The 25882-nt window shown below is 37.2% G+C and carries 6 protein-coding genes; 4 read left to right on the top strand and 2 right to left on the bottom strand.

What is annotated here, in order from left to right; translation table 11 throughout:
• Positions 1-18: 18 nt before the first annotated feature.
• Together C245_RS0109180 and C245_RS0109170 are read right to left on the bottom strand one after the other, a co-directional pair.
• Positions 19-696, bottom strand: a complete 678-nt coding sequence (locus tag C245_RS0109180) for a hypothetical protein (protein WP_017496297.1) — start codon at positions 694-696, stop codon at positions 19-21.
• Between the two features lie 215 nt (positions 697-911).
• Positions 912-1433, bottom strand: a complete 522-nt coding sequence (locus tag C245_RS0109170; RefSeq protein WP_157495804.1) for a hypothetical protein — start codon at positions 1431-1433, stop codon at positions 912-914.
• A gap of 993 nt (positions 1434-2426) precedes the next feature.
• Between C245_RS0109170 and C245_RS0109165 the strand changes: the two genes are divergently transcribed.
• From C245_RS0109165 to C245_RS0109150, 4 genes are read left to right on the top strand one after another with little or no spacing between them, the layout of a single operon-like run.
• A complete protein-coding gene (locus tag C245_RS0109165; protein WP_017496294.1) occupies positions 2427-12485 on the top strand; it encodes a non-ribosomal peptide synthetase in 10059 nt (3352 codons plus the stop codon).
• Positions 12486-12495: 10 nt separating this feature from the next.
• Positions 12496-13569, top strand: a complete 1074-nt coding sequence (locus tag C245_RS0109160) for a hypothetical protein (protein ID WP_017496293.1) — start codon at positions 12496-12498, stop codon at positions 13567-13569.
• Positions 13569-14846 carry a KamA family radical SAM protein gene (locus C245_RS0109155; protein WP_017496292.1) on the top strand — a complete coding sequence of 426 codons (1278 nt, stop codon included), beginning with the start codon at positions 13569-13571 and terminating at the stop codon, positions 14844-14846. Before C245_RS0109160 ends, C245_RS0109155 begins: the two co-directional genes overlap by 1 nt.
• Entirely contained in the window at positions 14846-25870 is an 11025-nt protein-coding gene (locus C245_RS0109150) for a non-ribosomal peptide synthetase (RefSeq protein ID WP_017496291.1), read from the top strand. The genes C245_RS0109155 and C245_RS0109150 overlap by 1 nt, the downstream gene beginning before the upstream one ends.
• Positions 25871-25882 lie beyond the last annotated feature (12 nt).

Below are 25882 nucleotides of genomic sequence, written 5' to 3'. Positions count from 1 at the left end.
GCGTTGGAATAGAATGAATTAGTTATTTTCGTTGGCAACTACTTTAGTTGCGGCAGAATTGACCGGAGAATAATTAAATTTTACTATGTTGAATTCATAGTTAAACTTGTCTAAATCATTACACTCACAGTCTATTTTATCAAATTGATCTTTGGTCGTTTTGGTGGCGGTAACATAAGTAAATGTGGTTACGGTTGTTCCTGTTAGTTCAACATAACCTACAACGCAAGTTAAAATGCCAATCGTTTCAGCTGTTGCCCGTTTTGCATCTTCTTGTATAATTTTCATATATCGTAATAGATTTGATTCCAGGTATTTTAGTTTATCATTCGAAATCCCTAGTACATCTTCAAAGAATTGTAAATTCACGGCAGAGGGTGTACCGCTATACGATTTTGTGCTGGAGTATGCCGATGTTTCCCCCATTCCATTTATAGTGATCATAGCGTTCTGCATTTCGGTGCCGTCTACCAGATACAATCCTCCAACAAAAGGTGTTGTATGGCATGTTTTTTTTAGAGCGGCTCTTATTTCAACGAATAATGCGAGCGCGTTCTTAAATGTTTCCAGAATGATTGTTTCTGTTTTGTTATCTGTGTCCTTTGACAGCGATGCCAGCAATAAATTTTCATTACAGGTGTGCAGCCACGCGCCATCAGGGGTGGGCGTAATGCAATATGGTATAGATTTGTTCATGGGTATGTTTTTTTGTTGTGTACGAAAAGTTCCTTATTGCAATTGAAAAACTTGTTCGAAAACGGTTTTTTCTATTGCAGCAAAAACAAATTTGGCCATTTTATGCACTCTTTTCCATTGAATAGAGTAAGTATTCCTTTCAAAGAAGTGCATAAACTGACACAAATTAATTTCTCTTTACGAAACAGGAGTTCCGAAAAAGTTTTGTTGTTGAACTAAAGAGGTTCTACGTAGGAATAACCAACTTTTGTATAGTCTACATTATAAGAAAATTTGGTTGAATCGCTTGAGCATTTATGCTTGATCAGTACAGCAGCAGAAGAAGCTTTTGAAACGGCATATACAACAGACGTTGTAGGTATATTCAGACCAGGTACTAAGGACAGAAGAGTGATAGTTGTACCAAGGTTTTGAGCTGTTGTGTTACTCGCAGCCGCAGCCTGAGTTGCCGCCATCGCTCTGTTAAGATAGTCCCGCATTGGGTTTACTGAACCGCCCACGCCCGATAGGATATCGTTAAATAACTGCTCATTTGCTTGCTGTATAGTACCATTACCAATTAATGTTCTTTGGACTACATTAGTTTGTGACATTCCTCTTATAGAATTCAAAGCTTTCACCATAGCAGGTTGATCCAGTGTATAAAGACCATCCACCACTTTTTGTCCCGAAGTGGCCAAAACAGCATCTTTTATTTTGTTAGGAACTTGTAAGGCTCTTAAGAAGGCTTGTCCCATTATTTGGTTTTGCTCTGGGGTCCACATATCTAACTTATAATAGAAAATGTAATCGTTTCCTTCTGTATGTATCCATGTGCCATCATTAGTAACGCCACGTGTTTCAAGTATAACATAATCATGTTTCTCAAAATTGTCAATAATAGTGCTCATTGTTTATTTGTTTTTGGGGTTGTAATCATTGCTACAAGAATTTATCACTACCTGTAACAACTAACTTCAGATCACCAGACTTTCTGGTGTTTCTAAAGTATTTGTCTTACTCATGAGGCTTTTCAGTTTCCGCCCCTGTAATAAAAACCTCTACAGGAAGGTTTGTTTAAGCGGGTAATGCAGCATTGTTTTTTTTCTATTAGTAAACGAATTAAGCAAGACCATAAATCCGTGTTTTTTATTTTATTTTTTAGAATATCGTATTCTAATTACGCTTGGTATTGTAAAAATTAGCTTACTGATAGTTTTTTGTTTTGTAATATTACTCTTCAAAATTACTTTTTTATAAAATCATGAGATAGCGTATAAATACTTGATTTTGAATAAATTAGTGTTTTTTTTATTTGTAAGGCCAATCAACAGTTTATACTAAAAATAGGTTGAAACAAAAAAGTCCTGATTTTCATCGGGACTTTTCCTTTTGCGGCAAAAATGATATCTCTTTCAATGCGCTGTTGTAATGTATTTCGAACTTCTTAAAATCAAAAGAACTTAACAGGGCGCTTTCATTAAAATGAAGCAGAGTGAATTATGGATGGTTGGTCTCTTATGAGGGAAGTCCGTAATTTTTATGTGAAAAATCCGTAATTTTTAGGTAAATGTTATTGCTATTTTGGTGAAAAATCTGTCATCTTTTGATTTAGACATAAGGGATGGCAAATAAGAAGGATAAAAAAAGGATAACATAGAAAAATTTAGTCTTGTAACATCCTTAGTGCTTGTTAAATAAGCATTAGAAAGGAATACTGGTTCGGATTAAAACACACGAATGTGAAATTTATGGATAGAAACATAGAATCAAATAATATTTATTTAGTTTCAAAATATTGGAAGAAAAAAATATTGAACAGAGAAAAAGTGCTTGGGTTGCAACAGCAACAAAATAGTCTTCCTCGTATTACTATTAAGGCCCAAGAACTAGATTATTTTAATAGACTTACCAATAAAAACGTAATAGCTCAATATACAGTTATAAGTGCGATCTATTCTTTTTTGTTAAAGAAACTGATCCATGAATTTGATGGTTGTCTGGTGTCAAACTATAAAGATCAGCACCATTCTTTACTTCTGTCATTTCCTGTAGATTTAAAAATTTCATTTAAAGAATATCTTCAAAAAGTAAAGCTTGAAATTTTAGAGAGCTTAAAAAATTCCGATTACACTAATGCTCTTATAGGTGAGAAAACAAATGTTCATGATTTAAGTCTTTTATCTCATTACGGTATAAATTTCAATTCAGACTCTAAGTTAGAATGTAACGGTATTTTGTTTCATGTAAAAATAGAGGATACTATAGAAATTCAAGCTTCTTATTTAGAAGGTTTTGTAAAGCAAACCATAGTGGAATATCTGGTTCAGCATTTGAATTATTTTATAGTTAATTTAGAGCAGAATGTAGCGTTTAATTTATCAGAATATCCACTACTATCCCCAAAAGAGAAGCACCAAGTATTAGTAGATTTTAATGATACTAATATAGCTTATCCGAAAGATAAAACAATAGTAGATTTATTTGAAGAGCAAGCAGCAAAAACACCAAATAATATTGCTGTTGTATTTGGAGCAACAGAATTAACTTATAGCGCATTAAACGAAAAGGCAAATCAGCTGGCCCATTATATTTCTTCAAAACATACTGTAAATAACGGAGATATAATTGGAGTGTTTCTGCCTAAATCAGATACAGGAATCATTTCGTTATTGGCAATAGTAAAGCTAGGCGCAGTTTATCTGCCTATAGACACCAATTATCCTCAGGAAAGAATAGATTATTTAATAAAAGACAGTGGTTTAAAATTGTTAATTGTTAATGATGCCACTTTAGCTATTGATAATTGCGAAACAGTAGCTATTGAATCAATCCATTTTGATACTAGTAGCAGCGACACTATCAATAAAGTGATTTCATCCGAAGATTTAGCTTATGTAATTTATACTTCAGGTTCTACAGGGCATCCAAAAGGGGTAATGGTAGAACATCGGAGTGTCCTAAATATGGCATTAGATCAAATCAGATCTTTTGAAATTTCCGAAAACGATGTAATAGCATGGTTTGCTTCGGTTTCTTTTGACGCTTCAATATCGGAGATTCTGATGAGTTTGTTTAGTGGTGCGACGCTATCTATTCCGACAGAAGAAATAATTAAAGACCAGAATCAGTTTATAAACTTTTTAAAAGATACAAAAGTATCAGTTGTAACTTTTCCTCCAAGCTATTTAGGATTATTGACAGAGAATGATATTTCTGGACTAAGATGTATCATTACAGCCGGTGAATCTGCTAATCCGGGTAAAGCAAAAGCAATTGTAAAATCAGGAATTGATTATTATAATGCATACGGGCCTACAGAATGTGCTGTTTGCGTATCGATATATGAAGTAAAAAAAGATTTTGATAAGTCTATTATTCCAATTGGCAAACCGATCTCCAATACCCAGGTGTACATCTTAGACGAAGCCTTACAACTGCTGCCAATAGGAGTTACAGGAAAGTTGTACGTATCAGGAGCAGGTGTTACCAGAGGGTATTTGAATAAACCAGAACTTACAGCAGAAAAATTTATATCGAATCCTTTTATCGAAGGATCCCGAATGTATGATACAGGAGATTTTGGCTGTTGGCTGGCTGACGGTACCATTGAATTTTTAGGAAGAAAAGACCATCAGGTTAAAATTCGCGGCTACAGGATTGAACTGGGCGAGATAGAGAATGCCATTTTAGAATCTTCAGAAAATCTTCAACAAGTCGTTGTAGAAGTAAAAGAGCACCAGCAGGAGAAAGTTTTAGTGGCCTATCTGGTGGCAAAAAACAGTATTGATAAATCAGAACTGCGAGCTTTTCTGCAAGAGCGTCTGCCGGATTATATGATTCCGGGTTTCTATGTCGCCTTAGACTCTTTACCCTTAACGCCAAACGGTAAAATCGATCGTAAAGCTTTGCCGAATGTGGAGGGAGAAGACTTCATACGAAAAACATATGTCGCTCCCAAAAACGACATTGAAAACAAACTAGCGGTTATCTGGCAGGAAGTACTGGGAATTGACACCATCGGAACAACCGACAACTTCTTTGAATTGGGCGGACATAGTCTGATCATTTCCCAGGTAATCAACAGAATCCATAAACAATTAGGCAAAACCGTATCCTTTAAAATATTTTTTGCCAACCCTACAATCGAAGGACTAAGCAAACAATTGCAAAAAAATCAATACAGCGCCATCACCAAAGCACCGGAAGCAGCATCTTATCCATTGACCGCGTCCCAAAGCAGATTATGGACCTTGAGTCAGTTAGAAGGTGGCTCCTTAGCGTATAATATGCCAGCTGTAGTTAAACTAATAGGAATTGTTGAGATTCATAAACTTGAAGAATCGTTTAGACGATTAATTCATCGCCATGAAATTTTAAGAACCTGTTTTAAAACAAACGATGAGGGAGAAGTCCGTCAACACATACTACCTGCAGCACAAGTAAACTTTACCATCACAGAGAAAGATTATAGTTCAGTTGAAAATCAGGAAGGAGAAATTGCGGCTTATTTGCAAAATCAAAACAACGAACCTTTCGATTTAGAACAGGTACCACTTGTAAGAGCCTCTTTAATCAGGTTAAAAGAGAACGAATATGTATTCTTTTTATCCCTGCATCATATAATTGGAGACGGATGGTCAATAGAGCTACTACTATCAGAAGTCATAAAAACCTATAATGCACTCACACAAGGAAAAGCAATTGACTTGCCGGAACTCAGCCTGCACTATAAAGACTATACGCTGTGGCTTAATGAAGAACTGCATCAGGAGAGACAGCAGGCATCAGAGCAATATTGGCTGCAACAGTTTCAAGGAGAATTACCCGTTTTGGACTTGCCAAGCTTTAAAACACGCCCATTAGTGAAGACCTATAACGGACATAATTTCACGCATCACTATTCAAAAGCATTTTTAGAGAAACTAAAAACATTCTCAAAAGAACAGGATGTCACCTTATTTATGACCCTAATGGCAGGGATAAATGCCCTGTTGCATAAATACACCGCTCAGGATGATATCATCATTGGAACCCCAATAGCAGGAAGAGAACATCCGGACTTAGAAAATCAATTAGGATTGTATCTAAATACCCTTGCCATACGCACTAAACTGAACGAAAAAAGCAGCTTCTTAGATTTAGTAGCCCTGCAAAAAGAAACCTTGTTAGGCGCTTACGATCATCAAAATTATCCTTTTGATGCACTAGTAGGGAAATTGAATCTAAAGAGAGACACCAGCCGTTCGGCTTTATTTGATGTCTTAGTGGTATTACAAAACCAGGGACAGTTAAACAATCTCAATAACGAAGAACTGATAAACTTCGAAATAAGCGATTACAATTTTAAGAGTAAAACAGCTCAGCTAGACATGAGCTTTACCTTCGTTGAAACAGAAGGATTAAACCTTAGAATTGATTACAACACCGATATTTATGAAGAGAGTCTCATCGAAAGAATCTTTCTTCATTTTGAAAACCTGCTTACCGCATCAATAGAACAGCCAGAAAAAAATATCCGGGAAATACATTATTTAAGCGAAAAAGAAAAGCACCAACTACTAACTGATTTTAACAACACAGCAGTAGCGTATCCGAAAGATAAAACCATAGTAGACCTATTTGAAGAACAAGCAGCAAGAACCCCAAATACCATTGCTGTGGTATTTGAAGAAATCCAATTGACCTATCAGGAACTTAATCAAAGCGCCAATCAATTAGCCAATTATTTAAGAGAAAACTATTCGATAAAACCGAACGATTTAGTTGGACTCAAATTGGAAAGAAACGAGAAAATGATTGTCGCAATGTTAGGGATATTGAAATCCGGAGCCGCCTATGTGCCCATAGATATCCATTATCCCGAAGATCGAATAGCCTATATAGAAAAAGACAGTAACAGTAAAGTCATTATCGACGAAGCAGCATTAGAAAGCTTCAGTGAAATTCAGGAGCAATATGCAAAAGAGAATCTGGAAAAAATCCATACCTCTCAAGACTTAGCCTACGTTATTTATACCTCAGGAACCACAGGTAATCCAAAGGGAGTGATGGTAGAACACCGCAATGCCTTTGAATTAATTAACTGGTCTGACTTAGAGTTTGATGCGTCAAAATTTGAAGTGATGTACGCCGTAACATCCTATTGTTTTGATTTATCGATTTATGAAATTTTCTATCCCTTATCGATCGGGAAAAAAATAAGAGTTCTAAAAAACGCCTTAGACATCAAAAACTATATCCATAAAGAAAACAAAATCTTATTAAACACAGTTCCTTCCGTCGTTAGAAAATTAATAGAAGAGAACACAGATTTAAACAACGTATCCTTTATCAATATGGCAGGAGAAATAGTGCCAGTTGATATTGTCTCCAAACTTCAAACAGAAAAAGCAGAAGTTAGAAACTTATACGGTCCGTCAGAAGACACCACCTACAGTACCAATTACGTCATACAAAATCAGGAATACAGATCAATTCCAATTGGCAAACCGATCTCCAATACTCAGGTGTACATCTTAGACGAAGCCTTACAGCTGCTGCCAATAGGAGTTACAGGAAAGCTGTACGTATCAGGAGCGGGTGTTACCAGAGGGTATTTGAACAAACCAGAACTTACAGCAGAAAAATTTATATCGAATCCTTTTATCGAAGGATCCCGAATGTATGATACGGGAGATTTTGGCTGTTGGCTGGCTGACGGTACCATTGAATTTTTAGGAAGAAAAGACCATCAGGTCAAAATTCGCGGCTACAGGATCGAACTGGGCGAGATAGAGAATGCCATTTCAGAATCTTCAGAAAATCTTCAGCAAGTCGTTGTAGAAGTAAAAGAGCATCATCAGGAGAAAGTTTTGGTAGCTTATCTGGTCACAAAAAACAATATCGATAAATCGGAACTGCGAGCTTTTCTGCAAGAGCGTCTTCCGGATTATATGATTCCGGGTTTCTATGTGACGCTGGATGCTTTACCCTTAACGCCAAACGGTAAAATCGATCGTAAAGCTTTGCCGAATGTTGAGGGAGAAGACTTCATACGAAAAACATATGTCGCTCCCAAAAACGACATTGAAAACAAATTAGCAACCATATGGCAGGAAGTACTGGGAATTGATACCATCGGAACAACCGACAACTTCTTTGAATTGGGCGGACATAGTCTGATCATTTCCCAGGTAATCAACAGAATCCATAAACAATTAGGCAAAACTGTATCCTTTAAAATATTTTTTGCCAACCCTACAGTCGAAGGACTAAGCAAACAATTGCAAAAAAATCAATACAGCGCCATCACCAAAGCACCGGAAGCAGCATCCTATCCATTGACTGCGTCCCAAAGTAGATTATGGACCTTGAGTCAGTTAGAAGGTGGCTCCTTAGCGTATAATATGCCAGCTGTAGTTAAATTAACAGGAATTGTTGAGATTCATAAACTTGAAGAATCGTTTAGACGATTAATTCATCGCCATGAAATTTTAAGAACCTGTTTTAAAACAAACGATGAGGGAGAAGTCCGTCAACATATACAAGCTGCGGCACAAGTGCACTTTGCAATCACAGAGAAAGATTATAGTTCAGTTGAAAATCAGGAAGGAGAAATTGCGGCTTATTTGCAAAATCAAAACAACGAACCTTTCGATTTAGAGCAGGCACCACTTGTAAGAGCCTCTTTAATCAGGTTAAAAGAGAACGAATATGTATTCTTTTTATCCCTGCATCATATAATTGGAGACGGATGGTCAATAGAGCTACTACTATCAGAAGTTATAAAAACCTATAACGCACTCACACAAGGAAAAGCAATTGACTTGCCGGAACTAAGCCTGCACTATAAAGACTATACGCTGTGGCTTAATGAAGAACTGCATCAGGAGAAACAGCAGGCATCAGAGCAATATTGGCTGCAACAGTTTCAAGGAGAATTACCCGTTTTGGACTTGCCAAGCTTTAAAACACGCCCATTAGTGAAGACCTATAACGGACATAATCTCACGCATCACTATTCAAAAGCATTTTTAGAGAAGTTAAAAACATTCTCAAAAGAACAGGATGTTACCTTATTTATGACCCTAATGGCAGGGATAAATACCCTGTTGCATAAATACACCGCTCAGGATGATATCATCATTGGAACCCCAATAGCAGGAAGAGAACATCCGGACCTGGAGAATCAGTTAGGATTATATCTGAACACCCTTGCCATACGTACTAAATTAAAAGAAAAAAACAGCTTCTTAGATTTAGTAGCCCTGCAAAAAGAAACCTTGTTAGGCGCTTACGATCATCAAAATTATCCTTTTGATGCACTGGTAGGGAAATTGAATCTAAAGAGAGACACCAGCCGTTCGGCTTTATTTGATGTCTTAGTGGTATTACAAAACCAGGGACAGTTAAACAATCTCAATAACGAAGAACTGATAAACTTCGAAATAAGCGATTACAATTTTAAGAGTAAAACAGCTCAGCTTGACATGAGCTTTACCTTCGTTGAAACAGAAGGATTAAACCTTAGAATTGATTACAACACCGATATTTATGAAGAGAGTCTTATCGAAAGAATCTTTCTTCATTTTGAAAACCTGCTTACCGCATCAATAGAACAGCCAGAAAAAAATATCCGGGAAATACATTATTTAAGCGAAAAAGAAAAGCAGCAACTACTAGCTGATTTTAACAACACAGCAGTAGCTTATCCGAAAGATAAAACCATAGTAGACCTATTTGAAGAACAAACAGCAAGAACCCCAAATACCATTGCTGTGGTATTTGAAGAAATCCAATTGACCTATCAGGAACTTAATGAGAGCGCCAATCAACTCGCCAATTATTTAAGAGAAAACTATTCCATTGAACCGAACGATTTAGTTGGACTCAAATTGGAAAGAAACGAGAAAATGATAGTCGCAATGTTAGGGATATTGAAATCCGGAGCAGCCTATGTGCCCATAGATATCCATTATCCCGAAGATCGAATAGCCTATATCGAAAAAGACAGTAACAGTAAAGTCATTATCGACGAAGCAGCATTAGAAAGATTCAGTGAAATTCAGGAGCAATATGCAAAAGAGAATCTGGAAAAAAACCATACAACTCAAGACTTAGCCTATGTTATTTATACCTCAGGAACCACAGGTAATCCAAAGGGAGTGATGGTAGAACACCGCAATGCCTTTGAATTGATTAACTGGTCTGACTTGGAGTTTGATTCTTCAAAATTTGAAGTGATGTACGCCGTAACATCCTATTGTTTTGATTTATCGATTTATGAAATTTTCTATCCCTTATCGATCGGGAAAAAAATAAGAGTTCTAAAAAACGCCTTAGACATCAAAAACTATATCCATAAAGAGAACAAAATCTTATTAAACACAGTTCCTTCCGTCGTTAGAAAATTAATAGAAGAGAAGATCGATTTAAACAACGTATCCTTTATCAATATGGCAGGAGAAATAGTGCCAGTTGATATTGTTTCCAAACTTCAAACAGAAAAAGCAGAAGTTAGAAACTTATACGGTCCGTCAGAAGACACCACCTACAGTACCAATTATATCATACAAAATCAGGAATACAGATCAATTCCAATTGGCAAACCGATCTCCAATACCCAGGTGTACATCTTAGACGAAGCCTTACAACTGCTGCCAATAGGAGTTACAGGAAAGCTGTATGTATCAGGAGCAGGTGTTACCAGAGGGTATTTGAATAAACCTGAACTTACAGCAGAAAAATTTATATCGAATCCTTTTATCGAAGGATCCCGAATGTATGATACAGGAGATTTTGGCTGTTGGCTGGCTGACGGTACCATTGAATTTTTAGGAAGAAAAGACCATCAGGTCAAAATTCGCGGCTACAGGATTGAACTGGGCGAGATAGAGAATGCCATTTCAGAATCTTCAGAAAATCTTCAACAAGTCGTTGTAGAAGTAAAAGAGCACCAGCAGGAGAAAGTATTAGTGGCCTATCTGGTTACAAAAAACAATATCGATAAATCGGAACTGCGAGGTTTTCTGCAAGAGCGTCTGCCGGATTATATGATTCCGGGTTTCTATGTGGCGCTGGATGCTTTACCCTTAACCCCAAATGGCAAAATAGACCGTAAATCGCTGCCGGCTGTGGAGGGAGAAGACTTCATACGGAAAACATATGTCGCCCCAAAAAATGATATTGAAAACAAATTAGCAATTATCTGGCAGGAAGTATTGGGAATTGATACCATCGGAACAACTGACAATTTCTTTGAATTGGGCGGACATAGTCTGAAAGCCATAAAAGTCATTAATAGGATAAAAACAGAAATAGGCTCTGGAATAGAAGTTTCAGACATCTTTAAATACCCTACAATCTCCTCACAGGGGGGGCGTCTCGATTTGGCCTTCAAAAAAGTGTATTCACCAATCGTTTCGATTCCTAAACAAGATTTTTATGAGATGTCTGATATGCAAAAGAGACTTTGGATTATTTCAAGCATGGAAGAACAGGCTATTTATAACATTCCTTTCGCCTGCATCTTATCCGGATCTCTAAAGGTAGAGATGTTTAAGGAGTCTGTAAAAAGATTAATCCAAAGGCATGAAAGCTTAAGGACCAGGTTTGTTTTTTTTGAAGGAGAGCCTAAACAGCAGATCATAGCGCCGGAAAACTTAGAGGAGAATCTGATCCATTTTATTGACCTGTCGGAAGAATTCAATAAGGAAGAGATTGCAGAGACCCTTACCCGTCAGGAATTAACACTCTCTTTTGATCTGAAAAAAGAGTTGCCTTTAAGAATAAACATAATCAAACTAAGCGATAACGAACACATTCTAAACATCACATTAAACCATATGGCCGCAGACGGCTGGTCTTTAAAAATACTTTTTGAGGAACTCATCAGGTATTATGACAGTCTGGTAAAAGGGGTAGATATTTCTTTACCACCATTGCGAATTCATTATAAAGACTATGTATCATGGAAAAAGAATGATGAGGAACAACTGGCTAAAGACGAGAAGAGCAAAGAATTTTGGCTGCGGCAGTTGCACGGAGAATTGCCCGTATCTAATCTTCCGGCAGACTATCCGCGCAAGAGTACGGTTAAAAATTATGCAGGCGGAAATGTTTATTTAGAGCTCTCTCAGGAACTGACCGCAAGTATAGAAAAACTGGTAGTCACGAAAAACTCAACGCTTTTCTCTTTCTTACTATCGGTATTAAACATAGCTATTTTTAGATATACAAGGAATCAGGACATCATTGTAGGCACAGTTGTTTCAGGAAGAGACATGCTCGAATTGGAAGAACAAATTGGGCTTTATATCAACACTATAGCCATCCGGAATATATTCGATCAGGATATTGATTTTACAGCACTGTACGAACAGGTACACCTTAATAATCTTCAAGTTTTTGAACATCAGAACTATTCTCTCGATTTACTGATAGACGAATTGTCTTTCAAAAACAACGACTTAAAAACAGCTTCAATGTTTAATATAATGTTAGCGGTACAGAATTTTGACATTATCAAAAATAGAGAAATAGAGGGATTAGAAATTATTTCTTATGACGGTAAGTACTCGGAAGGAATAAGTAAATATGATTTAACTCTCGATGCAATGGTACAGGACAACAATACCATGCTGATTAACTTCGAATTTAATTCCGGTTTATTCAAACCCGCTACCATTAAGGCATTTTCTAATTCATTTATACAAATTATGGAACAGGTGCTGCGTAGCCCCGATATAAAAATTTCAGAAATAAATTTATCCAATACAATCAAGTCAGAACCTGAAAAAGTTAGTAAAAAAATAAGTTTTAATTTTTAAAGTAAAAAGTATGTCGCAAACAAAACCTATTGTAAGTTCTTACAATGAATGGGACCCGTTAGAAGAAGTAATCGTTGGAACAATGGAAGGTGCATCAGTACCGCCATGGCATGTTACCCTGAAAGCAACAATGCCTGAAAACCACTGGGATTTTTATAAAAAAAATGGAGGAAAATTATTCCCTGCCGAACAGATAAAAGCCGCGCAGCTGGAACTGGACAACCTGGCTCATATATTGGAACAGGAGGGAGTAATCGTTAGAAGACCGGATCCGGTAGATTTTAACAGACCTTACAGCACCCCTGACTGGAAAAGCGAAGGCGGGTTATATAGCGCGATGCCACGCGATGTTTTATTGGTTATAGGTGAAAACATCATTGAAGCTCCGATGCCTTGGAGATCAAGACATCATGAAGTGAATTCTTTCAGACCTCTGATAAAAGAATATTTTAATAAGGGAGCAAAATGGTCGGCAGCTCCGAAGCCGCAATTGCTGGATGAACTTTATGATTATAATTATCAGGAAGGAAGCGGCAATGACCCTATTAATTATGTTATAAATGATTTTGAGCCGGTATTTGACGCCGCTGATTTTACTAAATGCGGTAAAGACATCTTTGTGCTTAAAAGTCATGTAACCAATGATGCAGGTATTAAGTGGCTCCAGCAGCACATTGGGGATGAATATACCATTCATAAAATAGATTGCAATGACAGGCACCCGATGCACATTGACACCACTTTTGTACCGTTGGCACCTGGTAAACTGTTGATCCATCCCGACAGGATGAATAAAATTCCTGAGATGTTCAAAAGTTGGGACATTATGAAAGCCCCTGCACCGGTTATGCCGGACAGCCAGGTGTTGTATATGAGCAGCAAATGGCTTACCATGAACACCTTTATGATTGACAGTGAAAGAATTCTGGTAGAGAAAAACGAAAAACCAACCATCGAAGCACTGAAAAAATTTGGAATGAAACCGATACCGTGTAGTTTTTACAATTTCAACACTTTTGGCGGAGGTTTTCACTGTGCAACATTGGATATACGAAGAACGGGCGAACTTAAATCCTACTTTTAATGCAAAATGAGCAAATAATTAGTACCGAAAAGGAGAAATCTTTTGTCCAATCGTATCGGCATCGGGAATGGAATGATGTTCCTGATGAGAAGTGGAACGATTGGAAATGGCAGTTAAGCAACAGGCTAAATAGCTTTGAAGAAATATCAGAAATTATCAATCTTACGCCTACCGAAGCTAATGCTTTAAATCAGAACTCGTTGTTTAGAGTTGATATTACACCTTATTTCTTGAGTCTGGTAGACAAAGACGATTTCAACTGCCCGATAAGGAGGCAGGTCTTGCCGACCGAGAAGGAAATGTATGATTTTAGCGGTATGAACGAAGATTCTTTAAGCGAAGATGAGTATTCGCCGGTGAATGGTATCGTACACCGGTATCCGGATCGCGTTTTAATGCTGGTCACTACCCAGTGTGCATCTTATTGCAGATATTGTACAAGAAGCAGGTTGGTAGGAGACAGTTCAAAAAATTACAACTCCACTGATTTTGACAATCAGATTGAATACATAAGCAACAATCCACAAATCCGGGACGTACTGCTGTCGGGGGGTGATCCTTTACTGCTGCCAATTAAAAGGCTGGAATCGATCTTAATGCGATTAAGAGAAATTCCTCATGTCGAAATTATTAGGCTTGGTACGCGGACACCGGTATTCAACCCCAATATTATAACTCAGGAGTTTTGCGATATGGTAGAAAAATACCATCCTTTTTGGCTGAACATCCACGTGAATCATCCTAAAGAAATTACTCCGGAGTTACAACAAGCCTGTGACAAGCTGTCGAAAGCCGGAATTCCTTTAGGCAACCAGACCGTATTATTAAAAGGGATCAATGACACTGTCGAAATACAACGTAAACTATGTACCGAATTAGTAAAGATGCGGGTAAGACCTTATTATTTGTATCAATGTGATTTAGTAAAAGGAGCAGGCCATTTTCGAACTCCTATATCCAAAGGCATCGAGATTATGGAAGGACTAAGGGGGCATATTTCCGGATATGCCATTCCAACTTTTGTAATTGATGCACCTTATGGTGGTGGTAAAATTCCGTTGGCTCCAAACTATGTTTTAAGTCAGTCCCCAAACAAAGTTGTTTTAAGGAATTATGAAGGTTTTATTACCGTGTACACAGATTCGGATCAGGAACCGGATCAGGAAATTACTTCAGGCAACAGGAAAGGCAAAGACATATCCATTATGGATTTGATTCAGGGCAATGAAAAATTTATAATGCCGCAAAATTTTAGAAACTCAAAAAGAGAAGATTAATGGAGAATACCAATACCACTTTAGACACCGTTTTAACTCTTACATCTGCAAAGTTCCTTAAACAAGAAAAATATTGGTCTGAAAGAATCGCTCAAATAGCAGAGAAAACGCACTTAGTATTTACTAATAATACCACAGTTTCTGATGATTTTGAGAAAGAGGAATACGTTTTCCGTATTGATGAGCAAATCAGTGAAAAGATTTTTTCCCTGGCGAAAGGAAATGATCTGTCTGTTTATGTCCTATTGGATGCTGTTCTGAAAATCATGCTTTATAACTATCTGGATCAGGATACAATCACTACAATTTCGTCAGTTTTATTAGAAAATGCCGATGAAGAAACACTCAACGATTCGGTTTATATATCCGGAGAAATTGATGCTTCAAATTCTTTTAAAGAGTTTGTAATGCAATTGAGTGAGACTGTTGAGTTGTCTTATGAGAATCAGGATTATCCCCGGAATGTTTTAGCCGAAAAAATCAGTGGTAACAGCAACGACCTGTCCAACGTGTGGCATGTATTTGAGCCAATCCATGGTAGAGCTGAATCGACTGGCGATGATATCGTTTTTACATTTGAAAAAACAGGCAATGTGCTTGAGGGGAAAATAGAAGCCAACCCGGCTGCTGTATCAGGCATCTATCTTAAGCAGATGGGGATTCATTTCCTGAATGTAGCGAGGTTGGTAATAAGCAACCCCGAAATTCTTATTCAGGATATTAGCCTATTTTCTGATAGTGAAATAAAATATTACGAAGACGGATTGAATCCACCTGTGAGTTTATCTGCCCTTTCGGCTGATACGATCCATGCTGTTTTTGAAAGTCAGGCGGATAGTAACCCCGATAATTTATTTTCAATCGATTCCCAAAGCCAGCTTACTTATAGACAGGTAAACGAAAGGAGCAACCGGTTGGCACATTATCTATTGGAAAAAAAGGACACTAAAAATGCTGTAATTGGAATCTATTTAGAAAGATCGAATGACCTTATCATCTCCATATTGGCCATACTAAAGGCAGGCGGTACATTCTTCATGATAGATCCTACACTTCCTGCCGACAGGATTGAGGTGATGCTTGCAGAAGTAAAAGTTCCGATCATAATTTCAAAAGCTCCCTACAGTAATGCTGTAGCAGATGAAAGCAGAACAATAGTAGATCTGGATCATTTGTCCTTAGAGCATTATCCTGTTGGAAATATTAAAGCTACAGCGGGCCCAAAAGATCCGGCATATCTTATGTTCACTTCCGGTTCAACGGGTAGCCCGAAAGCAGTACTTATTTTGCATGAATCTTTCGTTGCCAGAATAAGCTGGTTAACAAAACAGTACAATTTCACAGATCGCGATGTGACCATTCAGAAAACACCTTTGTCTTTTGATCCTTCCATTTGTGAAATGTTTCGTGGTGTAGCTTCAGGAGCAAAAATTTATTTTTTACCCAATGGTGAAGAGAAAAATCCAGAAGCTATTCTTGAGGCGGTAAGTACCTACAAAGTAACCACTATGGATTTTGTTCCATCCATGCTTTCTGTTTTTTTGGATTATATCAATACGTTTGAAAATCATATTGAAAAACTGGCCACTTTAAGATGGATATTTACGGGTGCTGAAGCTCTTTCGTCCAGAGTTGTCAATTCTTTTAACGATACTTTGTTTGCTACAAATGGCACAAGATTAATAAATACGTGGGGCGCAACAGAAGTAACGGTTGATGTGACTTATTATGATTGTTCTGCATTTCCGTCGGAGCTTAAAAAAGTTTCAGTAGGAAAACCAATTGAAAATGCACGGCTATACTTACTTAATAAGCATAAAAAGTTTACACCAATGGGAATGATTGGTGAACTTTATGTAGCCGGTATTTATGTGTCAAATGGCTATTATAATGCTGAAGAACTGAATGCGGAAAAGTTTGTTACCATTGAAAATTTTGGTACTACCCGATTTTACAAAACGGGTGATTTCGCAAGATGGCAACCGGATGGAAATTTAGATTTTATAGGAAGAAAAGACAATCAGTTAAAAGTTAGAGGTATACGAATAGAAAGTGCCGATATTGAGTACCAAATTCTAAAATTGAATGCCGTAAGTCAGGCTTTTGTAACGGTTATTCAGGATCCAAAAACAGAAAATGATTATCTGGCTTGTTACATCGTTCCCACAAACAATAGCGAACCCATTAAGGCCGTAACGATCAAAGAAGAACTGAAGACAAAACTGCCGGAGTATTACATGCCGGACTATTTTTTCTTTTTGGACAGCTTTCCTTTAACCGCAAATGAAAAAATCGATACCGCAAAACTTCCAAAGATTATCAATGCAAAAGACAGTCTGACTTCGGAATATGAAGCTCCCGGTACTGACTTAGAACGAAGCATTACCTTGATTTGGCAGGAACTACTCAATTTGGAAAAGGTTGGGGTTAATGACTTGTTTTTTGACATTGGCGGACATTCTTTAAATGCGGTTTCGCTAATCTCGCTTTTGCATAAAAAATTGAGTATTAAAATTGAGATAAAAGATATTTTTAAATACTCTACCATCAGATCGCTTGCCTCGTTTATTGAGGAGAATAAACTGGATTCGGCCTATTCTGAAATTCCAAAGATTTCGGAAAAAAAATATTATAAAACAACCAGTTCTCAAAAGCGTCTTTGGTCTTTAAGTAAATTTGATGAGGCTTCTGTAGCCTACAATGTCCCGGTGGCCGCTGAACTTAAAGGGGAACTAAATATTGATTACTTAAAAAAAGCTTGTGCCGCTTTAATCGAAAGGCATGAAATACTGAGAACAGCTTTCGTTCTTTTGGATGACGAAATCGTGCAGAACGTGTTGCCGTTCAGCCCGGAATTTTCAGCGTTGGAATATCTGGATTACAGCAAAGCAAACAATGGTGAGGTAAAAATCAATAACTACATTGAGGATTTCATTCAGCATAAATTTGATTTAGAAAAAGGACCACTGATACAGTTAAGTCTCTTGAAAAAAGCAGATGACGATTATTTACTGCTCATCTGCATGCACCATATTATATCCGATTCGTGGTCTCTCAAAATAATAATGAAAGATATCTTATCGTATTATAATGCTTTTTCTGCCCAGATTCCGGTAAATCTTTCTCCTCTGGAAATTCAGAACAAGGATTATGCAGAATGGGAGAATAGTAATATCGATCTGAAAGAAAGAGTATACTGGAGTCAGAAACTCGAGGGAGATCTTTTGAAGATAGATCTGCCTTCGTTCAGCGAGCGTCCGAAAACGCAGACTTATAACGGAACCTATGTGGTTTACACGCTTCCGTCAAACAGTACAAAAAACCTGCATGCACTTGGTAAAGAATACAATGCGACGCTTTTCATGACTGCAATGTCTGTTTTTAATTATATATTTTATAAGTATACAGGAAACACTGACATCGTACTGGGTACTGTTATTGCCAACAGAGAAAAATTATCGTTGCAAGATCAAATCGGATTCTATATTAACACCTTAGTCATAAGGACACAATTTGATCGGGATTGTAAGTTTTCGGATCTTATCAGTCTAACAAAAAATAATATAATTGAAGCCTTTGAACATAAAGATTATCCTTTTGATGAGCTGGTCAATGATATAAATATTAAGAGAGATTTAGGCCGTTCTCCGGTTTTTGATGTTCTGATTGAAACTCAAAATTATGCCAATACCATTTCTTCGGATGATAATCTGAGTGCAGAGTCAGTCGAAGTGAATGTGATCAAAGCAGATAATAAAACAGCGATCTGTGATTTGAACATCATGCTGGTGGAACAAGCGAACGGAGAAATTATTTTCAATGCGAGATACAATACGGACGTTTATGAGTCTGAGCATATCGAGCGTTTGTTCACGCATTTTAATTATTTGTTAGATCAGGTTGGAATTGATTCGGACAAAAATCTTAGCGATTATGATTTGCTGATTGAAGAAGACAGAAAACGCATCAGCCAATTCAATAGCACCGATAAATTTGTTCCTCAAAAAACAATTCCAAACTATATAAAAGAGCATTCGCAAACCAGCCCTGATTTATGTGCGATTTTATATAATGGCGTGCAAACCAGCTACGGTGAACTTCATAAGGAAAGTAGTCAGATTGCAGATTTCCTGTCATTAAATACCGATAATAAACTTATAGGTGTTTTAATGAAACGCTCCCCTGAAATCGTAAAAACAATTACAGGAGTATGGAAAGCAGGTATGACCTACCTGCCTTTTGACCCAACTTATCCTTACCAGCGTATCAAAAAGTTAATCAACGACGCCGGTCTGGAGATGCTTGTGATCGATAGAAACTTTGTAAAAGAAGCAATGTTATTGCAGTGGGATTGTCCGGGTCTTAAAAGCATCTTTTGTGTCAACAGTGAAAATATCTTTCTGGAAGCCGAATCAAAAAATGCTTCTATGAACAGAGATCTTTGGGAGTATGTAGCCGAACGTTCTACTGATGATATCACAGCTGGTGGCTGGCTCAACAGTTATACCGGTAAACCTTTCAGCCGGGAAGAAATGAACGAGTATCGTGAAAATGCCCGATTCAAGATAAGCCAGGAAATAAATACAAATTCTAAAGTACTGGAAATAGGCTGTAGTTCAGGAATTACCATGTTTGCCATTGCTCCTTTGGTTAAGGAATATCACGGAGTAGATTTATCGGCAAACGTTTTAAAAAACAACGAAGCAACGATTAAGGAATTAGAGCTTGATAATATTCATCAACACAATCTTTTTGCCCATGAAATTGACCAAATTCAGACGGGTGATTTCGACCTGATTGTGATCAATAGTGTTATACAGAATTTTCATGGCTATAACTATCTCCTGGATGTATTGGAAAAATGTTTTGCCTTATTGGGCAACCATGGGAAAATTTTCATTGGAGATATCATGGACAACGATAAGAAAGAAAGTCTGATAACTTCCCTGCAAGATTATAAAGAAGCCAATAACAATGAAAGAGTTAAACTGGAGTGGGACGAAGAATTTTTTGTGGAAAGATATTTCTTCGATGATTTAAAGTTTAAATACAATTTCATCAGTGACGTACTGCATACCGATAAAATTGGAAGTATTGAAAATGAATTGTATTCTTTTCGCTATGATACCCTGATATCTTTAGATAAATCTCAAACAAACACCGCAGGAGGTGTGCAAAAAAGGTATCAGTACGACAAGCGTTCCCTTAAAAAAGAGAACGATACCTATTCTGATTGGTCCAATTTAAACGAGGCTGCTTATATCATTTACACTTCCGGTTCAACGGGTGAACCCAAAGGTGCAATTTTACATCATTTGGGGATGATGAACCATATCTATGCCAAAATTGACGACCTCGAAATAACGGCTGATAGTGTAGTGGCGCAAAATGCTTCACAAGGATTTGATATTTCAATATGGCAGTTTTTTGCTGCTCTGGTTCAGGGTGGGTCAATTGTCATTTATGATGATGATACGATAACAAATCCCGAAAACCTGTTGTATCATTTAACTTCAGATCAGGTAAGTATACTTGAAGTGGTGCCTTCCTACCTGTCGCTGTTATACAATTCGGCAGAAAACAATGGTTTTAAGGAACTGGAGCATTTAAAATATCTGTTAGTTACGGGTGAGACAGTACATCATGCCCTGATCAGCAAATGGTTTGATGCCTTTCCGAATATCCCGATTGTGAATGCATACGGACCAACAGAAACCTCTGATGATATTACACATTATATCATGAAAGAGTGTCCTCAGGGGCCAAACATATTGATTGGAAAAACTTTACAGAATTTCAGAATCTACATCATCGACGATTCGTTTCAACAGGTTCCGATAGGAGTAAGGGGAGAAATTGTAGTTTCAGGTATAGGAGTCGGATATGGGTATCTGAACAATCCTCAAAAAACGAGTGAGGTGTTTTTGGAAGATCCTTTTCAGTCTTCAAAAGTTCCTATGTACAGAACAGGAGATATCGGAAGATACAGACCAGACGGAAATATTGAATTTTTCGGACGAAGAGATTTTCAGGTCAAAATCAATGGCAGGAGGATCGAATTGGGTGAAATAGAGAACAAAATATTACAGATCGCTGAGGTCAAAGAAGCGGTAGTCATTTTGAACAAAAACAATGACCAAAACTATCTTGTAGCCTTTCTAATCATAAACAATGCTGTAACAAATGAAGATATAGAGGTAGAAACTGAAAAAATCAGGAGACGCCTTGCACAAAGCGTGCCGGAGTATATGGTTCCTTCAAAGCTGTTTATTGTGCAGAGTTTTCCGGTGACTTCTAACGGGAAAATTGATCGCAACCAGCTTTTAGCAAAGAGCGATTCCAAAAGTAATTCTGAAAAAGCAATAGTCCTTCCTTCAAACACCTATGAAGAAAAGATTCTTGAATTTTGGATGGATACATTGGGAAGAAATAGCTTAGGAATCAATGATAATTTCTTTGAGAATGGCGGACATTCTATTTCCGCAATACAGATCATTACAAAAGTCAAGAAAGAATTTCAGGTTGATATCCCGTTGAAGGATCTTTTTGAATATCCAATTCTCGAAGATTTTGCAAAAAGAATTGACTTTCATAAAAAAGAAAGGCTAAATCTGGTATTGCCAAATCCTGCGAAGAAAAGCAGAAAGAGCAGGTATAAAATATCACCTGTTCAGTTTGCCGAATGGTACCTGCAAAAATTTAATCCGAACAGCACGTTTTATAACATCGGATTTATACTTGAATTCAATGGTGATCTGAATATTGATGCATTGTACCAAACAATAGTACATCTGTATGACAGGCATGATATTTTCAGAATAGCATTAGTTGAAGACGATGGCAGGCCTTATCAGCTTCTCAGGGAACATACAGAACTTAATTTTACTGACTTTCTAATCGATATCAGACAAGAGTCAGAGCAGGAAAGTAAGGTGCAGGAAATCATAAAAAAATACAGCAACACTGTTTTTGATTTATCCAAACCACCAATCTGTACCGTTAAATTGATCAGACTGGCGGATGAAAAATACATTTTTACGTTAGAGACGCACCATATTGTCTGGGATCAGATATCAACTTTTATTTTCCATAAGGAACTGACTCAGGGCTATAACAATTTAATTGCCACAGGTGATTTTGGTCTTCCGGAATTAAAGGTAAACTATGTCGATTACACCGAATGGATTAACGCTTTGATCGATTCGGGACAATTAGAGTCTCAAAGGCAATACTGGTTGGAAAAATACAAAACAATACCGGAACCACTCGAACTGCCTACAGATTTTCCGAGGCCACTGGTGCATTCCTTTAATGGAGACTTTATTTTCAAATCGGTTGATTTAGATTTCAAACAGGAAATAACCGATTTCTGTAATCAAAATGGGGTCACCTATCAAATCTTTCTAATTTCTGTATTAAACTTATTATTATACAGATTAACCAACCAGGATGATTTTGTGGTAGGAACTCCTATATGGAACAGAGATAAGGAAAATCTGGAAGATATTATCGGCCTATTTGCATCGGGAATACCGATACGCTGTACGGTAGAGGAAAACTGGTCTTTCAGAAAATTAATGGAGCATTCAAAGAAAAGTTCGCTGGATGCTTATGAAAACCATTTGTATCCTTTCAACAAGATTATCGAAGAATTAAATCCGACTACAGATTTTTCAAGACAAAAAGTAATGTCCGTATTTTTTGGCGTGCAGAATGATGACACCGAATTGACCGAAAGAAACTTTGATGGCATCACCATCAATGACATCACTGGTCAGTATGATTTGAAAATAAACCATACCTCTGTTTTTGATTTCACGCTTCAGATTGATCACTCACAGCATTATATGTGGTATTCATTGCGATACAATACAGATTTGTTTAAAGCATCAACAGCGCAAAATTTCCTTTCGCGATACGAGCAGTTGATCCGTCAGTGTATAGCAGATCCCGAACAGAATATTGGAGATTATGACATATTGCTGAACGAAGAGAAAACGATCATTAGCGATTTTACCGAGAATACAGATGTTTTTGCTATTGAAGATTACGGTATTCATAACCTGATTGAAGAAACGGCGGTAAAATATCCTGAGAATGTTGCAGTAGTCGACAACGAACAACAGCTTACTTATGCCCAAATCAATGCTCTTGCCAATAAAATTTCCCATTATCTGATCGAAAAAGGTATTAGGAAAAAAGACAGGGTTGGAGTGCTGATGCAGCGATCGACAGAGTTTATAGCCACAGTATTAGGAATACTTAAAGCAGGTGCAATTTATGTGCCGCTGGGTAAAGACTATCCCGTACAGCGTATCGAAGAAATTATCAATCAGGCAGAAATTGAAGCAATAGTTACCACTACAGAATGTTTGTCTCAGGCATTTATGGAGGCCTCTTTTTCGAAATTGTTCATCGACCTGAACACTACAGATCTTTCCGGGTTTTCTGATTCTGCTCCAAATGTACAGGTAGAAAACCAGGATCTGGCTTATACTATATTTACTTCAGGATCAACAGGAAAGCCAAAGGGTATTAATATCAAACATGTAGGGATAATCAATATTATAAAATCTACTACAGAGGCTTTTAATTTCGATGAAAACGAAGCTATTTTATTTCACACACCGGTAGTCTTCGATGCGTCGATTATGGACTTTTTATGGCCATTAGCCACAGGCGCAAAAATTGTCGTGATGAAAGATGATGATGAAAAAAGCATAAAAGCCTATGAAACCTATATCGAGAAGCATAAGATTACGCATGTGCAGTCGGTGCCTTTGTTATTAGAATCTATTGTGGATGGTCTTGAAAGAAACGAAATTTCAAATCTTCAAAGTCTAAAAAGAATAGCGGTAGGGGGGGCTTTATTGCAGACCTCATTAAGAAACCGATTTTTTAATGTGCTGGAGTGTAAATTGTATAACTGCTATGGACCAACTGAAACCACCGTAGATTCTACCCGATTTGACTGTTCTGAAAGCACTATTGGGACAGATCAGTTTGTTCCCGTAGGCAAGCCGGTAGCCAATACCAAAATTTATGTTTTGGATAAGAAGATGAAAATTTGTCCGCTTGGTGTTCCGGGGGAATTGTATATATCATCAATAGGTGCAGCTGCCGATTACCTGAACAATCCCGAACAAACCGAAAATGCATTTGTTGATAATCCCTTTCAGGATGGATTTAGCACAAGGCTTTACAAAACAGGTGATAAGGGTATTTATGACGAAGCCGGTAATTTAATTGTATACGGACGACTCGACAATCAGGTAAAATTGAATGGCAACAGGATTGAGATTGATGAAATAGAATCAGTTCTTTTAAATCATAATGCTATTTTTAATGTTGCCGTACTTGTAAACAAACAAGCAGCTTACGAACAATTAATTGCTTTTATTGAACCCGAAAAAGGAATCAACAGTTTTGTAGCTAAGGATGGCAGAGCATACACGTGGATTACCCTGCATCAAAATGAAATGATTAGGGAAGACTTCCAAGGCCTTTCCAAAACAGTACCTTTTGAACCATTATTTTTAGAATCTTTTAAAGATTTTGATCAGATACTTTACGATTATCCCGATCTGCAAATAAGAATTAATGACGAAAGCGGTAAAACAATCTGTTATGTAACAGCTGTTCCTGTTTTTCTGTCAGACGCAACTGCTGCTTCCGATGATAGTAGCATTTTACTGCGTAGGGTAGAGGAAACACAATACAACGCCATAGCCATTCTGAATATTTCGACCCTTTCGGCATTCAACACACTGGAAGAGGATGAGATTTTAAAGTGTTATGCAGAGGTATGCCGTCATTTTGGATATTCTAATCTGATCAGTCTCAAAGCTTCTACTGAAAAAGAAGGTACTTTTTTACAAACGGATTATTCCTATTTGCTGAACAAACAATCGGCCAGCAATTATTTGAATGATATTGCAATCAGAATGCATTTGTCTGTGTATTTGCCGCAATACATGATTCCGCGAAAAATTATTGTTTTAGATAAAATACCACTGAATGATAATGGAAAAGTTGACAAGAACAAATTAAACAAATTGAAGCTCAATAGCGATTTCCTGTCGCCCGAAACCAAATTGACGGCAACAGAGCAAATCATAAAAAGCTTCTTTACAGAAATTTTAGAAAAAGAAATCCAAATTCATTCCAGCTTTTTTGAATATGGAGGACATTCTATAAACATGATTCAACTGATTTCCAAAATCGAAAAAGAGTTCGGTATAAAATTCCCAATAGTAGAAGTATTCAACCGCCAATCCATTTACAGCATAGCGGCCTATGTAGACAAAAACGCAAAGAATAAAGAAGCTGGGATCTATCTGCACAAACTCAGCAGTGGAAAAACAAAGAATATGGTATGCATACCCTCTATTAGTACCACCGCAGTAGATTTCTTAGAGTTGTCAAAACACCTTGATCATTACAACGTTTATGCGCTTGATTTTTCTTTTTTAGATTCCTATAAAGAAATGCATAACAGTTTAAATGACATCGTAGACAGCGCTATAGCAATGATAATGAACAGCGGAATTGAAGGCGAACTTGACCTGCTGGGTTATTCAGCCGGAGGCTTATTTGCTTATGAACTGCTAAAAAAACTGGAAGATTATAAAGTGGTCAATAAGTTTATCGTATTGGATATAGTTCCACCGCCTCAGACCGTCAAAATAAACAAAAAAGCAACTGCTTATGAAGACGCTGACGTTGACGCATACTTAGAATTAGATCAGCTGAATAAATTTACTCCCGATGAAAGGAAAATAATTGTAGACCGAATATGGAAATATGCTGAAATCACTTCGTTCATATCAGGAAACAAAATGATCAATATTCCAACCTATGTTTTTCTGAGTGAAAATTCCAGCATCGACAAACACAGCATTTGGCAAGCCTTAATTAAAAGTAAAATCAATCTGATCAGGCTTGAAGGGGGGCATTATGAAATACTCCAAAAAGAAAAAATACAAAAAAACACCCAAATTATAACAAATCAAATAGAGAAATAAAAAGATACAAAA

This window comes from Flavobacterium sp. WG21 (assembly GCF_000335775.1).
GTDB lineage: Bacteria > Bacteroidota > Bacteroidia > Flavobacteriales > Flavobacteriaceae > Flavobacterium > Flavobacterium tructae.
This window is presented reverse-complemented; position numbering and strand designations above follow the sequence as displayed.

Coding starts and splice junctions, on each gene's coding strand:
- C245_RS0109160 (WP_017496293.1), top strand. CDS start 12,496: ATGTCGCAAACAAAACCTATTGTAAGTTCTTACAATGAATGGGACCCG.
- C245_RS0109180 (WP_017496297.1), bottom strand. CDS start 696: ATGAACAAATCTATACCATATTGCATTACGCCCACCCCTGATGGCGCG.
- C245_RS0109170 (WP_157495804.1), bottom strand. CDS start 1,433: ATGGGACAAGCCTTCTTAAGAGCCTTACAAGTTCCTAACAAAATAAAA.
- C245_RS0109155 (WP_017496292.1), top strand. CDS start 13,569: ATGCAAAATGAGCAAATAATTAGTACCGAAAAGGAGAAATCTTTTGTC.
- C245_RS0109165 (WP_017496294.1), top strand. CDS start 2,427: ATGGATAGAAACATAGAATCAAATAATATTTATTTAGTTTCAAAATAT.
- C245_RS0109150 (WP_017496291.1), top strand. CDS start 14,846: ATGGAGAATACCAATACCACTTTAGACACCGTTTTAACTCTTACATCT.